At 72.6% G+C, this 13,710-nt stretch carries 14 protein-coding genes and 3 pseudogenes; 2 read left to right on the top strand and 15 right to left on the bottom strand.

What is annotated here, in order from left to right:
* Nucleotides 1–2: 2 nt before the first annotated feature.
* The 4 genes and pseudogenes from glmM to REH70_RS01630 all read right to left on the bottom strand — a co-directional run bounded on the left by glmM (nt 3) and on the right by REH70_RS01630 (nt 4,312).
* Nucleotides 3–1,351 (bottom strand): annotated as a pseudogene (gene glmM, locus REH70_RS01645) (phosphoglucosamine mutase).
* Between the two features lie 100 nt (nt 1,352–1,451).
* On the bottom strand, nt 1,452–1,940 hold the full coding sequence (rpsI, locus tag REH70_RS01640) for a 30S ribosomal protein S9 (protein ID WP_310751460.1): 489 nt from the start codon (nt 1,938–1,940) through the stop codon (nt 1,452–1,454).
* A gap of 45 nt (nt 1,941–1,985) precedes the next feature.
* Complete coding sequence (rplM, locus tag REH70_RS01635; protein ID WP_310751458.1) at nt 1,986–2,435, bottom strand: 50S ribosomal protein L13; 450 nt, start codon at nt 2,433–2,435, stop codon at nt 1,986–1,988.
* A gap of 195 nt (nt 2,436–2,630) precedes the next feature.
* A pseudogene (locus REH70_RS01630) lies at nt 2,631–4,312 on the bottom strand (ATP-binding cassette domain-containing protein).
* Between REH70_RS01630 and REH70_RS01625 the strand changes: the two are divergent.
* Nucleotides 4,296–4,814 carry a DUF5709 domain-containing protein gene (locus tag REH70_RS01625; protein ID WP_310751455.1) on the top strand — a complete coding sequence of 173 codons (519 nt, stop codon included), beginning with the start codon at nt 4,296–4,298 and terminating at the stop codon, nt 4,812–4,814. The pseudogene REH70_RS01630 and the gene REH70_RS01625 sit on opposite strands and share 17 nt — an antisense overlap.
* Nucleotides 4,815–4,844: 30 nt before the next feature.
* On the opposite strand, the pseudogene truA reads toward REH70_RS01625, so the two are convergent.
* Nucleotides 4,845–5,722 (bottom strand): annotated as a pseudogene (truA, locus tag REH70_RS01620) (tRNA pseudouridine(38-40) synthase TruA).
* A gap of 40 nt (nt 5,723–5,762) precedes the next feature.
* On the opposite strand from truA, the gene REH70_RS01615 reads away from it, so the two are divergent.
* Nucleotides 5,763–6,530, top strand: a complete 768-nt coding sequence (locus tag REH70_RS01615) for an ROK family protein (protein WP_310751452.1) — start codon at nt 5,763–5,765, stop codon at nt 6,528–6,530.
* On the opposite strand, the gene REH70_RS01610 is transcribed toward REH70_RS01615, so the two are convergent.
* The 10 genes from REH70_RS01610 to secY form a co-directional block, all read right to left on the bottom strand.
* Nucleotides 6,527–7,237: an alpha/beta hydrolase gene (locus REH70_RS01610; protein WP_310751449.1), complete on the bottom strand. Its 711-nt coding sequence runs from the start codon at nt 7,235–7,237 to the stop codon at nt 6,527–6,529. The two genes, REH70_RS01615 and REH70_RS01610, sit on opposite strands and share 4 nt — an antisense overlap.
* Before the next feature lie 80 nt (nt 7,238–7,317).
* Nucleotides 7,318–7,908 (bottom strand): 50S ribosomal protein L17, encoded by a 591-nt coding sequence (gene rplQ, locus REH70_RS01605; RefSeq protein ID WP_310751447.1) that lies wholly within the window; start codon nt 7,906–7,908, stop codon nt 7,318–7,320.
* A 65-nt stretch (nt 7,909–7,973) separates the two neighbouring features.
* On the bottom strand, nt 7,974–8,993 hold the full coding sequence (locus REH70_RS01600; RefSeq protein ID WP_310751444.1) for a DNA-directed RNA polymerase subunit alpha: 1,020 nt from the start codon (nt 8,991–8,993) through the stop codon (nt 7,974–7,976).
* A 196-nt stretch (nt 8,994–9,189) separates the two neighbouring features.
* On the bottom strand, nt 9,190–9,591 hold the full coding sequence (gene rpsK, locus REH70_RS01595) for a 30S ribosomal protein S11 (protein WP_298456310.1): 402 nt from the start codon (nt 9,589–9,591) through the stop codon (nt 9,190–9,192).
* 81 nt (nt 9,592–9,672) lie between these two features.
* Complete coding sequence (rpsM, locus tag REH70_RS01590; protein WP_298456313.1) at nt 9,673–10,053, bottom strand: 30S ribosomal protein S13; 381 nt, start codon at nt 10,051–10,053, stop codon at nt 9,673–9,675.
* A 195-nt stretch (nt 10,054–10,248) separates the two neighbouring features.
* On the bottom strand, nt 10,249–10,362 hold the full coding sequence (gene rpmJ / locus REH70_RS01585) for a 50S ribosomal protein L36 (protein WP_009740505.1): 114 nt from the start codon (nt 10,360–10,362) through the stop codon (nt 10,249–10,251).
* 75 nt (nt 10,363–10,437) lie between these two features.
* Nucleotides 10,438–10,659 (bottom strand): translation initiation factor IF-1, encoded by a 222-nt coding sequence (gene infA / locus REH70_RS01580; RefSeq protein WP_012867920.1) that lies wholly within the window; start codon nt 10,657–10,659, stop codon nt 10,438–10,440.
* 171 nt (nt 10,660–10,830) lie between these two features.
* On the bottom strand, nt 10,831–11,676 hold the full coding sequence (gene map, locus REH70_RS01575; RefSeq protein ID WP_310751381.1) for a type I methionyl aminopeptidase: 846 nt from the start codon (nt 11,674–11,676) through the stop codon (nt 10,831–10,833).
* A 15-nt stretch (nt 11,677–11,691) separates the two neighbouring features.
* Nucleotides 11,692–12,270: an adenylate kinase gene (locus REH70_RS01570; RefSeq protein WP_310751379.1), complete on the bottom strand. Its 579-nt coding sequence runs from the start codon at nt 12,268–12,270 to the stop codon at nt 11,692–11,694.
* Complete coding sequence (secY, locus tag REH70_RS01565; RefSeq protein ID WP_310751376.1) at nt 12,267–13,565, bottom strand: preprotein translocase subunit SecY; 1,299 nt, start codon at nt 13,563–13,565, stop codon at nt 12,267–12,269. The genes REH70_RS01570 and secY overlap by 4 nt, the downstream gene beginning before the upstream one ends.
* Nucleotides 13,566–13,710 lie beyond the last annotated feature (145 nt).

Raw genomic sequence — 13,710 nt, 5'->3', positions numbered from 1 at the left:
GTCTAGAGCGCGAGCCGGGTGCGGACCACGCCGGCGAGGTCGCTCGCGATGCGCTGCGCGTCGTCCTGGCTCGCGGCCTCGACCATGACCCGCACGAGCGGCTCGGTCCCCGAGGACCGCAGCAGCACGCGCCCGGTGGTGCCGAGGGCCGCCTCGGCGTCCGCCACCGCGGCGAGCAGGGCGGGGTCGGTCGCCGACCGGCTCTTGTCGACGCCGGAGACGTTGACGAGCACCTGCGGGAGCCGCTGGACGATGCCGGCCAGCTCGGCGAGCTTCTGCCCCGTGGCCGCGACCCGGGACGCGAGCTGGAGCGCGGTGAGCACCCCGTCGCCGGTGGTCGCGTGCGCGGCCATGATGACGTGGCCGGACTGCTCCCCACCCAGGCTGTAGCCGCCCGAGCGCATCTCCTCGAGCACGTACCGGTCGCCGACGCCGGTCTCGAGCATCCGGATGCCCTGCGCCGTCATCGCCAGCTTGAGGCCGAGGTTGCTCATGACCGTCGCGACGAGCGTGTCCTGCGCCAGGGTGCCCGCGTCGCGCATCGCCACCGCGAGCACGCCCATGATCTGGTCGCCGTCGACCAGCGCACCGGTGTGGTCGACCGCGAGGCAGCGGTCCGCGTCACCGTCGAACGCCACGCCGAGGTCGGCGCCGGACGCGACCGTCACGGCCTGCAGCTGCTCGGGGTGCGTGGACCCGCACTGCTCGTTGATGTTGCGGCCGTCCGGCGAGCCGTTGATGACGACGACGTCGGCGCCGGCCTCGCGCAGCGCCTGCGGGCCGACCTCGCTGGCCGCGCCGTTGGCGCAGTCGACGGCGATGCGCAGGCCCTCGAGCGGGGTGGAGATCGAGGCCACCAGGTGCTCGACGTACTCGTCACCGGCGTGGCCGGTGTCCATCTTGATCCGCCCGACGGCAGCGCCGGTCGGGCGCTCCCACGGCTCGCGCAGCCGCGCCTCGATGGCGTCCTCGACGGCGTCGTCCAGCTTGACCCCGCCCCGGGTGAAGAACTTGATCCCGTTGTCCGGCATCGGGTTGTGCGACGCGGACAGCACGACCCCGAGGTCGGCGCCCAGCTTGCCGGTGAGGTAGGCCACGGCCGGGGTCGGCAGCACCCCGACGTTCACGACGTCGACGCCGGCGCTGGCGAGGCCGGCGGCGGTCGCGGCGGAGAGGAACTCCCCGACGCCCGCGGGTCGCGCCCGATGACGGCGCGCGGCCGGCTGTCGGCGAAGGCGCCGAGCGACCCGAGCACGTGCGCGGCGGCGACGGAGAGGTCGAGCGCGAGCTCGGCGGTCAGGTCGCGGTTGGCCACGCCTCTGACGCCGTCCGTCCCGAAGAGACGTCCCATGGGTGTGTGCTCCTGTCGTGTGCGGAGAGAGCGAGAGGTCGTGACACACCGACGGCCCCGATGGTCGTGACCATCGGGGCCGTCGGTCAGCGCGGGGCGATCAGCGCTTGGAGTACTGCGGGGCCTTGCGCGCCTTCTTGAGGCCGGCCTTCTTGCGCTCCACGACGCGGGCGTCACGGGTGAGGAAGCCGGCCTTCTTCAGGGCGGGGCGGTTGTGCTCCTCGTCGATCAGGTTGAGGGCACGCGCGATCCCCAGGCGCAGCGCGCCGGCCTGGCCGGACACACCACCGCCGGTGATGCGGGCGACGACGTCGAAGCGGCCCTCGACGTCGACGAGCGCCAGCGGGGAGTTGACGAGCTGCTGGTGCACCTTGTTCGGGAAGTACTCCTCGAGGGTGCGGCCGTTGATCTTCCACGTGCCGGTGCCGGGCACGAGGCGGACGCGGGCGACGGCCTCCTTGCGGCGGCCCAGGGCGTTGCCCGGCGCGGTGATGCTCTGGCCACGGCCCGTCGGGGCCGCGCTCTCGGAGGTGTAGCTGGTGGGCGTGTCGTCGCCCTCAAGGTCGATGTCGACCGTGGTCTCGGCCACTGGTGGTGTCCTCGCGTCCTGTGTGTACGGCTGGCGTCAGCGGGCTCAGGCCCCCTGCGCGACCTGGGTGATCTCGAAGGGCTGCGGCTGCTGGGCCGCGTGCGGGTGCTCGGAGCCGGTGTAGACCTTGAGCTTGCTCAGCTGCTGGGCGGCGAGCGAGTTCTTCGGGAGCATGCCGCGCACGGCCTTCTCCACGGCACGGTCCGGGCGCTTGTCCAGCAGCTCGGCGTACGTGACCGACCGCAGACCGCCCGGGTAGCCCGAGTGGCGGTAGGCCAGCTTGGTCTCGCGCTTGTTGCCGGTCAGCGCGACCTTGTCGGCGTTGATGACGATGACGAAGTCACCGTTGTCGACGTGGGGGGCAAAGGTCGCCTTGTGCTTGCCGCGCAGCAGGGTGGCCACCTGCGTGGCGAGGCGGCCCAGGACGACATCGGTCGCGTCGATGACGTGCCAGGTCCGCTCGACGTCGCCGGGCTTCGGGGTGTACGTGCGCACGGTCGTAAGCCTTCGTTTCGTTTAGTGAGGTCTCCGGCGCGCCCGCATGGGCGGACGACCGATGAGTGCTGGTGCGTGCGCATCCACGCGAAGGAGCCGGCGAGTGGGAGCACCGGTCCACGACGGGACGCACAACGACACACCAGAGTAGCCGCACGACTCGCGGGGGTCAAAACGCTCTGCGTCACACCCACCTCAGCGCGCGCGGCGCACCCGGCCGGCGTCCCACACCGGCTCCGGCGTCTCGACGACGTCGCCGTCGGCCCCGAAGACCAGGAAGCGGTCGAACCCCGGGCGAACCAGCGGTCGTGGGTCACCGCGAGCACCGTGCCCTCGAACGCCGCGAGCCCCGCCTCGAGCGCCTCCGCCGAGTGCAGGTCGAGGTTGTCGGTCGGCTCGTCCAGGAGCAGCAGGGTGGCCCCGCCGAGCTCGAGCAGCAGGATCTGGAACCGCGCCTGCTGCCCGCCGGAGAGCGTGTCGTACGCCTGCTCGGCCGCGGCGACGAGCTCGTACCGGTCGAGGGCCTTGCTGGCCGCCTCCCGGCCGATCCCGGACCGGCGCTCGTCACCGCGGTGCAGGATCTCCAGGAGCGTGCGGCCCGTCAGCTCGGGGTGGGCGTGGTTCTGCGCGAACCAGCCGGGACGCACGCGCGAGCCCAGCACGACGCGTCCGGTGTGCGCGACCGGCGCGACGACGGCGTCGCCGGCCGGCTCGTGCTCCCGGTCGGGGTCCGACCCGCCCGCGGCGAGCAGCCGCAGGAAGTGGGACTTGCCCGACCCGTTGGAGCCCAGGACGGCGACGCGCTCGCCGAACCACACCTCGAGGTCGAACGGGTGCATGAGGCCGGTCAGCGCCAGCGCGGTCGCGACGACGGCGCGCTTGGCGGTCCGGCCGCCGGTCAGGCGCACGCGGACGTTCTGCTCGCGGGCGACGACCTGCGGCGGCCCGGCCTCCTCGAACTTGCGCAGGCGGGTCTGCGCGGCCGAGTAGCGCGACGCGAGCCCGTCGTTGAAGGCCGCCTTGTTCTTCAGCGTGTGGACGAGCTCCTTGAGCTTGGCGTGCTCCTCCTCCCACCGGCGCAGCAGCTCCTCGAGCCGGGACCGCCGGTCCTCCCGGGCCGCACCGAAGGTGAGGAACCCGCCCCCGTGCACCCACACCGTCGACCCCGCGGGGGTCGGCTCGACGCTGGCCACCTGGGTCGCGGTGCGGGAGAGCAGCTCGCGGTCGTGGCTCACGTACAGGACGGTCTTCGGGCTCGCGGCGAGCTCGCGCTCGAGCCAGCGCTTGGTCGGCACGTCGAGGTAGTTGTCCGGCTCGTCCAGCAGCAGGACCTCCTCCGGGCCGCGCAGCAGCGCCTCGAGGACGAGCCGCTTCTGCTCGCCGCCGGACAGCGTGCGGACCTCCCGGAACTGCGCCCGCTCGAACGGCACTGACAGCACGGTGTCGGTGACCTGGTCCCAGCCCGCCTCGGCCTCGTACCCGCCCACGTCGGCCCAGTCGACGAGCGCCGTCGCGTAGCGCATCTGCGCGGGCTCGTCGTCGACCTCCATGATCGCGAGCTCGGCCGCGGCGAGCTCGGCCGCCGCGTCCCGGACGGCGGCGGGGGCGAGGGACGCGAGCAGGTCCCGGACCGACCGGTCGTCGTCGATCCGGCCGACGAACTGGCGCATGACCGCGAGCCCACCGCTGCGCGCGACCGTGCCGGCGTGCGGCGCGACGTCGCCGGCGACGATGCGCAGGAGCGTCGTCTTGCCCGCCCCGTTCGGCCCGACCAGGGCGACCTTGGCGCCGTCCCCGACCCGCAGGTCGACCTCGTCCAGGAGCGGGCGGCCGTCCGGGAGCCAGAAGCTGACGGAGCTGATGTCGACGTGTCCCACCGCCCCAGTGTGGTGGATGTGCGGCGCCGCCGACGACGCCCGGGGACCTCGCATGGCGAAGTGCGGGAGCCGGTGCCACCGTGGAGTCATGAGCACCATGGACGACACACCAGCCACCAGCACGGACGCGGCCACCGGCACCGAGGGCGACAGCAACCAGATCCCCGGTGAGGACTCGATGTCCGGCGGCAGCCCCGACGAGCTGCTCGACCTGGGCACGTCCCCGCCCGAGCGCGACCGCAGCAACCACTTCGGCGAGACGGCGTGGGAGGAGGTGCACGGCGAGACGCTCGACCAGCGCGTCGCGCAGGAGGAGCCCGAGATCTGGGACGCGCCGGAGAAGGGCGCGACCCAGCCCGACCGCGCCGGGCGCCTGGTCGCCGACGGCGACGCCGTCGAGAGCGGCGGCACCGACATGTTCGCGACCGACGCCGGGATCGACGGCGGCGCGGCGAGCGCCGAGGAGGCGGCCGTGCGCGTCGTGGAGGACCCGGACGTCTGAGGTCCGGCGGACGGCGGCCGGTCCGCGGGGTCACCCCGCGGGCCGGCCGCCGCCGTGCCCGGGGTCGAGCGCGACCCGCACCGCCCGCGTCTGCCGGGCCCGGGCGTCCAGCTCGTCGTCCGGGGGTAGGTGACCTCCTCCAGCGTGAGCCCGTGCGCGGGCACGACGGCGCCGCCCGCGTCCCGGCGCCGACCCGCGAGGAGGGCAGCGGGCCAGTCCACCGGGCGCCGTCCCTCCCCCACGGCGATCGACGCGCCCACGAGTGCCCGGACCATGCTGTGGCAGAACGCGTCCGCCTGGACGGCCGCGACGACCAGCCCGGCGTCCGGGCCGTGGGCCGGTCGGTCCCAGTCGAGCACCTCGAGCGTGCGGACGGTCGTGGCGCCCTCCCGCGGCTTGCAGAACGCCGCGAAGTCGTGGTGCCCGACGAGCGCCCGCGCGGCGTCGTGCATCGCGGTGGCCTCCAGGGGGCGCGGGTGCCACAGCACGTGCGCGCGGCGCAGCGGGTCGCGCAGCGCCGCGTCGTCGGCGATCCGGTAGGCGTACCGCCGCCGCAGCGCGGAGAAGCGGGCGTCGAACCCGGCCGGTGCGACCCCCGTGCGGTGGACGACGACGTCGCGCGGCAGGACCCCGGTCAGCCGCGCCACGAGCGCGACGCCCGGCGCCCGGTCGGAGCGCCCCGTGACGTCCCGCCACGCCTCGTCGTCGAGATCCACGTGCGCGACCTGTCCGCGGGCGTGCACGCCCGCGTCGGTCCGCCCGGCGACCGTGATTCGCGGCGCGTCACGACGCAGCACCGTGCCGAGCGCCTGCTCGAGGGTGCCCTGCACGGTGCGCAGACCGGGCTGACGCGCCCACCCGGCGAAGTCGGTGCCGTCGTAGGACAGGTCGAGTCGGATGCGAGGCACCGCCACAACCTACGCACCCTCTCCGGGTACCGTCGGGACGGTGTCCACTCCTCCCTCGAGCACCGCGCACACCCTCGCCGTCGACTGCGGTGGCGGCGGCATCAAGGCGTCGGTGCTGGACGCCGCCGGGACCCTGCGGGCGCCCGCGGTCCGCGTGCCCACGCCCTACCCCCTGCCGCCGGAGCGGCTCCTCGAGACGATCGCGGGCATCGCGGCGGACCTGCCACCCGCCGACCGCGCGACCGTCGGGATGCCGGGGATGATCCGGCACGGGGTCGTCGTGGCGACCCCGCACTACATCACCCGCTCCGGACCGCACAGCCGCGTGCTGCCCGAGCTCGTCGACGCGTGGACGGACTTCGACATGGAGGCCGCCGTCGCGCGCACGCTGGGGGTCCCCGCGCTCGTCCTCAACGACGCCGAGGTGCACGGTGCGGGCGTCGTCGCCGGCAGCGGCCTGGAGCTCGTCCTGACGGTCGGCACGGGGCTCGGGTCCGCCCTGTTCGACGGCGGCCGCCTCGCCCCGCACCTCGAGCTGTCCCACGCGCCGGTGCGGTGGGGCACGAGCTACGACACGTTCATCGGTGAGGTGGAGCGCGCGCGGCTGGGCGACGCCCTGTGGTCGCGCCGCGTCCGGCGGGTCGTCGAGGGCCTGCGGCCCGTGTTCCTCTGGGACCGCCTGTACCTCGGTGGCGGCAACTCCCGCCGGCTCACCCCGCAGGTGCTCGCGCGCCTCGGGGACGACGTCGTCGTCGTGCCCAACTCCGCGGGCATCGTGGGCGGGGTGCGGGCCTGGAGCCTGCGCTAGCCACCCACGACGTCGAGCGCCTCGAGCAGCACGCGCGAGAACCCGACCGGCTGGTCGAGGCTGGCCAGGTGACGCGCACCGCGCAGCACGACGAGGCGCCCGTCGCGGCAGGCCCGCAGGAACCGGCGCTCCTCGGAGCGGAAGTGGTCCCACCGGCCGTTGACGATCCACACCGGGGCCTGGACGCGTGCCAGGTCCTCGACCGGGCGCGACCGGCCGATCTCCCGCAGGACGTCGTCCATGACGTCGAGCGCGTAGCCACCGGCGCCCACGTCGGCGGCGGCCTCGGCCGCGAGCGTGAGGTCGACCATGAGCTGGTTGAGGCCGGCGCCCGCGTCCGGCAGCCGGCCGATGCCGCGCGCGAGCAGCACCCACCCGTGGACCACCGCCGCGAGCGGACGGGTCGAGCAGTCCGCGGCGACCAGCCCGGCGACCTGCTCGGGGCGCCGCGCCGCGTGCGCGATCGCGACGTACCCGCCGAGCGACAGGCCGACGACCAGGGCGCGCCCGCCGACGTCGTCGACCGTGGCGGCGACGCGGTCGACCGCACCGTCCAGCGTGAACCGCTGGCCGCGCAGGGTGCCGTGCCCGGGCAGGTCGACGGCCACCGCCCGGTGACCCGCGCGTTCCAGCGCGGCCACCTGCGCGCGCCACATGGTCGCGGACGTGCGGACGCCGTGCACGAGGACCACCGGGAGACCGCCCATGGCGGCGACCCTACGACGGGACGACGAAGGGCCCGGAACCGAGAGGTGATCTCGGTGCCGGGCCCTCCAGGTCGCTCCCGTCAGGCCTTGTCGGCCTCGGGGGCAGCGGCAGCCTCGTCGGCTGCCGCGGTCTCGTCGGTCGCCGCGTCGTCGGACACGACGACGTCCTCGGCCACCTCGGCGTCGCCGACCACGACGGACTCGTCGGCCTCGACCGCGGTCTCGTCCACGGCGGGCGCGGCAGCGGCCGTCGGCGCAGCGGCTCGGCGCGTCGCGCCCTCGGCCTCGCGCACGGTCGCCTGCTTGGCGCTCAGCGGCTCCAGCACGAGCTCGATGACCGCCATGGGGGCGTTGTCGCCCTTGCGCGGACCGATCTTCGTGATGCGCGTGTAGCCGCCCTGACGCTCGGCCACGGCCGGCGCGATCTCCGTGAAGAGGGTGTGCACGACACCCTTGTCCCGGACGACCGTCATGACCCGACGACGCGCGTGCAGGTCACCGCGCTTGGCGAACGTGATGAGGCGCTCGGCCAGGGGGCGCAGGCGCTTGGCCTTGGCCTCCGTGGTGGTGATCCGCTTGTGCTCGAACAGGCTGGTGGCCAGGTTCGCCAGCATCAGCCGCTCGTGCGCCGGACCGCCACCGAGCCGGGGACCCTTGGTGGGCGTGGGCATCGTCTAACTCCTCAAGTCTGGAAAGGTGATGGGTGGTCGGGCGCCGAGGCGCCGTCGGCCCCGCGTCAGTACTGCTGGGGCTCGTCCTCGGTGAACTCGGCCTCGTCGCCGTCGTAGTACCCGGCGGCCTGCGTGGGGTCGAAGTCCAGCGGGCTGTCCTTGAGGGACAGACCCAGCTCGGCGAGCTTCTCCTTGACCTCGGTGATCGACTTCGCACCGAAGTTCCGGATGTCCAGCAGGTCGGCCTCGCTGCGGGCGACGAGCTCACCCACGGTGTGGATGCCCTCACGCTTGAGGCAGTTGTACGACCTGATGGTGAGCTGCAGCTCCTCCACCGGCAGGGCGAGGTCGGCGGCGAGCGCGGCGTCCGTCGGCGACGGCCCGATCTCGATGCCCTCGGCCTCGACGTTGAGCTCACGGGCCAGCCCGAAGAGCTCGACGAGCGTCTTGCCGGCCGAGGCCAGCGCGTCACGGGGCGCGATCGCGCTCTTCGTCTCGACGTCGACGATGAGCTTGTCGAAGTCCGTGCGCTGCTCGACACGGGTCGCCTCGACCTTGTAGGTCACCTTGAGGACCGGCGAGTAGATCGAGTCGACCGGGACGCGGCCGATCTCGGCGTCGTAGGACTTGTTCTGCTGCGCGGAGACGTACCCGCGGCCACGCTCGACGGTCAGCTCGATCTCGAGCTTGCCCTTCTCGTTCAGCGTCGCGATGTGCAGGTCCGGGTTGTGCACCTCGACACCGGCCGGCGGGACGATGTCCGCACCGGTGACCGCGCCGGAGCCCTGCTTGCGCAGGTACATCACGACGGGCTCGTCGTTCTCCGAGGAGACGACGAGGTTCTTGATGTTGAGGATGATCTCGGTGACGTCCTCCTTCACCCCCGGGACGGTGGTGAACTCGTGCAGGACGCCGTCGATCCGGATGGACGTGACCGCGGCACCCGGGATGGAGGAGAGCAGGGTCCGGCGCAGCGAGTTGCCGAGCGTGTAGCCGAAGCCCGGCTCGAGCGGCTCGATGGAGAACCGCGAGCGACGCTCGGAGATGACCTCTTCGGTCAGGGTGGGGCGCTGTGCGATGAGCACTTTTCTGGGTTCCTCTCAGCGGGCGTCCGCCATATGACGCGTCCGCGGTGGTGCGTGCCCGCCGGGTATCTGTCCACCCGGGGCGGGCGTCATGCGCAGGTCCGGCGACGGGCGGGCCCGCGTCGGAAGGTCGGTCCGGCTCACGCCGGCGGGCGCACCGGGCCGGTCGTCCAGGCCCGGCGCGCTCGCGGGGTGATCAGACGCGGCGGCGCTTCGGCGGGCGGCAGCCGTTGTGCGCCTGGGGCGTCACGTCGGAGATCGAGCCGACCTCGAGGCCGGTCGCCTGCAGCGAGCGGATCGCGGTCTCGCGGCCGGAGCCGGGACCCTTGACGAAGACGTCGACCTTCTTCATGCCGTGCTCCTGGGCACGGCGCGCGGCGGCCTCGGCGGCGAGCTGCGCCGCGAACGGGGTCGACTTGCGCGACCCCTTGAAGCCGACCTGGCCGGACGAGGCCCAGGCGATCACGGCACCGGACGGGTCCGTGATCGACACGATGGTGTTGTTGAAGGTGCTCTTGATGTGCGCCTGGCCGTGGGAGACGTTCTTCTTCTCCTTGCGGCGCGGCTTGCGCACGGCGGTACGGGACTTGGGAGGCATGTCTGTTCTCTCTCGCTTCGAGGTCGGCGGTCCGTGGGCCGCGCGCTCGGGTGACTCACCCGGTGCGGCGGCGCAGCACGGCTACTTGCGACCGGCCTTCTTCTTGCCGGCGACGGTGCGCTTGGGGCCCTTGCGGGTACGCGCGTTGGTCTTGGTGCGCTGACCGCGCACCGGGAGGCCGCGGCGGTGGCGGATGCCCTCGTAGCTGCCGATCTCGACCTTGCGACGGATGTCCGCGGCGACCTCGCGCCGCAGGTCACCCTCGAGCTTGAAGCTGCCCTCGAGGTAGTCGCGCAGGGCGACCAGCTCGGCGTCGCCGAGGTCCCTCACGCGGACGTCGGGGCTGATGCCCGTCGCCGCCAGGGTCTGCTGTGCGCGGGTACGACCCACGCCGTAGATGTAGGTGAGCGCGATCTCCAGCCGCTTCTCGCGGGGGAGGTCGACGCCGACAAGACGTGCCATCTCTCGGTGTCTCCTGTACTGCGTCGGAGGTCTGCCGCACCGCCCTCCCGCGTCGTTCCGCGGGCCCCGGCCTCCGACCGGGGGTTCTGCGCCGCGTCCCGCGAGGGACTACGGCGTAGTGGCTGTGCGCTGGTGGGTCGCCCTCAGGTCGAGGGTCCCCCGGGTTCTCGCTCGAACGGGCCGAGCGTCAGGACGTCAGCCCTGGCGCTGCTTGTGGCGCAGGTTCTCGCAGATCACCATGACGCGACCGTGCCGGCGGATGACCTTGCACTTGTCGCAGATCTTCTTGACGCTGGGCTTGACCTTCATCGGTGTTCCTTCGCCGCCGCGACCGTGCCCGCACCGCAGGACGGCGCGAGAGCAGGCGGCATGATCGAGTGGTGGTTACTTGTAGCGGTAGACGATCCGGCCGCGGGACAGGTCGTACGGGCTCAGCTCAACGACCACCCGGTCCTCGGGGAGGATCCGGATGTAGTGCTGACGCATCTTGCCCGAGATGTGGGCGAGCACCTTGTGGCCGTTGGCCAGCTCCACGCGAAACATCGCGTTCGGCAGGGCCTCGACAACGCTGCCCTCGATCTCGATGACACCGTCCTTCTTTGCCATATCCTCCGCTAACTCTCGGTTTGCAACGACTTCCACCCCCACCCGGGCAGGTCGACGGACCGGCGGCTGGCAGTGGGAAGGACGTGTGCAGTGCAGCAGGCACACGCCCAACGGTCGATCCTACGCTATGAGCACCCGCCGGGGAACCGGCCACGCCGTGTGACGTGCCGCTCAGACCTCGAGCGCCACGACCTCGACGCCGAGCTCGGCGAGCCGCGCCGCGCCGCCGTCGTGGGCGGTGAGGACGGTGATGCCGCCGGCCAGCACCGCGACGGAGTGCTCCCAGTGGCCGGCGCGCGAGCCGTCCGCCGTCACGACCGTCCAGTCGTCCTCGAGCACCCGGCTCGCCTGGCTGCCACGCACGAGCATCGGCTCCACTGCGAGGCACATGCCCGGCTTGAGCCGGGCGCCACGGTCGCGCGTGCGGTAGTTGAGGACCTCGGGCGGCTGGTGCATCGCGCTGCCGATCCCGTGACCGACGTACTCCTGCACGACGCCGTACCGCGACCCACCGTTCGCACCGGCGGCGGCCGCCCCGTCGACGACGTCCTCGACGGCCTCCCCCACGGCCCCGAGCCGGTCGGCACCGGCGAGCGCGGCGATCCCGGCCCACATCGCGCGCTCCGTCGTCGCGGCGAGCTCGACGTCGAGCGGGTCGGCGTCGTCGAGCACCACGGTCATCGCCGAGTCGCCGTGCCACCCCTCGACGATCGCACCGCAGTCCACCGACACCACGTCACCCGGTGCCAGCACCCGGGGCCCCGGGATGCCGTGCACGATCTCGTCGTTGACCGAGACGCACAGCGTCGCGGGGAAGCCGTGGTACCCGAGGAACGACGGCGTCGCGCCGGCGGACCGGATGACGTCCGCCGCGACCGCGTCGAGGTCCGCCGTCGTCAGCCCCGGACGCATCTCGGCGCGCACCGCGGCCAGCGCGTCGGCGACCACGAGCCCGGCGCGTCGCATGAGGAGCACCTGCTCCGGCGTCTTGTACTCGATCCGGTCGCGTCCGAACATCACGGGTCCCGGGCGTCAGCCGACGCGGGACGCGAGCGCGGCCATCAGCCGCTCGGTCACGTCGTCGACGTCCCCGATGCCGTCGACCGCGACGAGCAGCCCGCGCTCGGCATAGGCGTCGGTGAGCGGCGCGGTCTGCTCGGCGTAGATCGCGAGGCGCCGCGAGATGGCCTCCTCGGTGTCGTCCGCACGGCCCTCGACGACGGCGCGCCGGGCCAGCCGGGCGAGGAGCTCGTCCCGGTCGGCGGACAGCTCGACGACGGCGTCCAGGGTTACGCCGCGCTCCGCCAGGACGGCGTCGAGCGCCTCGACCTGGGCCGCGTTGCGCGGGTACCCGTCGAGGATGAACCCCTCGGCGGTGTCGGCCTCGGCGAGCCGGTCGCGGACCATCGCGTTGGTGAGGGAGTCCGGGACCAGGTCGCCGGCGTCCATGATCGCCTTCGCCTGGTTGCCGAGCTCGGTCCCGCCCTTGACGTTGGCCCGGAAGATGTCGCCGGTGGAGATCGCGGGGACGCCGAGGCGCTCGGCGAGCCGGGCCGCCTGGGTGCCCTTCCCGGAGCCCTGCGGACCCATGATGATCAGTCGCGCGCTCATCGGAGGAACCCTTCGTAGTGCCGCTGCTGCAGCTGGGACTCGATCTGCTTGACGGTCTCGAGGCCGACGCCGACGACGATGAGGATCGACGCGCCGCCGAGCGGGATGGCCTGGGTGACGTCGAGCAGGATGAAGACGATGGTCATGACCAGCGCCACGAGCGCGAGGTACACCGAGCCCGCGGCCGTGATCCGCGAGATCACGTAGGACAGGTACTCCGCGGTCGGTCGACCGGCCCGGATGCCGGGGATGAACCCGCCGTACTTCTTCATGTTGTCCGCGACCTCGTCCGGGTTGAACGTGATCGCCGTGTAGAAGTAGCAGAAGAAGATGATCAGGACGACGTAGATCGCCAGGTGCAGCGGCGCGTCCGCGGGGACCAGGTGGACGGCGACCCACTGGACCCAGCCGGCGGTCTGGTCGCCGAACTGCGCGAGCAGGCCCGGGACGGCGAGCAGCGACGACGCGAAGATGATCGGGATGACCCCGGCCATGTTGATCTTGATCGGGATGTAGGTGCTCGAGCCGCCGTACATGCGGCGTCCGACCATGCGCTTGGCGTACTGCACGGGGATGCGGCGCTGCGACTGCTCGACGAAGACGACGAGGGCGATCACCACGACGATCACGGCGAGGACGATGAGGAACTTCGCGATGCCGCCGTCGCCACCGGCGATGGACCACAGCGCGGTGGGGAAGCTCGCGGCGATCGACGTGAAGATGAGCAGCGACATGCCGTTGCCGATGCCGCGCTCGGAGATGAGCTCACCGAGCCACATGATCAGGCCCGTGCCGGCCGTCATGGTCAGGACCATGAGGAGCGTCGTGGCGATGCCGGAGTCCGGGATGACGTCCACGGTGCACCCGGGGAACAGCCCGCCGTTGCGGGCGACCGTGATGACGGTCGTCGACTGCAGGATGGCGAGGCCGATGGTCAGGTACCGCGTGTACTGCGTGAGCTTCGCGGTGCCGGACTGACCTTCCTTGTGCAGCGCCTCGAACCGCGGGATGACCACACGCAGCAGCTGCACGATGATGCTCGCCGTGATGTACGGCATGATCCCCAGCGCGAACACCGACAGCTGCAGGAGCGCCCCGCCGCTGAACAGGTTGACCAGCCCGAGCAGGTCGTTGCCGCCCGCGCTCTCGTCGATGCACGTCTGCACGTTCGGGTAGGAGACCCCGGGTGTCGGGAGGAACGACCCGAGCCGGAAGACCGCCATGATGGCGATCGTGAAGAGCAGCTTGCGCCGCAGGTCGGGCGTCCTGAACGCCCGCACGAATGCGCTGAGCACCGATCCTCCTGCTCCGCCTGGCGGCGGTGTGTGTCTCGTGTCCCGGCGGCGCCGGTCCATCTGTGCGTGCGTCCGGGGCGGACGCAGGGGCCATCCTCACGGATCATCGCCCGGATGCGAAAACGGGGTCGGAGGGACGAGTGCC

Source organism: Cellulomonas sp. ATA003, assembly GCF_031582905.1.
GTDB lineage: Bacteria > Actinomycetota > Actinomycetes > Actinomycetales > Cellulomonadaceae > Pengzhenrongella.
The sequence above is the reverse complement of the archived record's forward strand: the minus strand, read 5'-3'. Positions and strand labels throughout refer to the sequence as shown.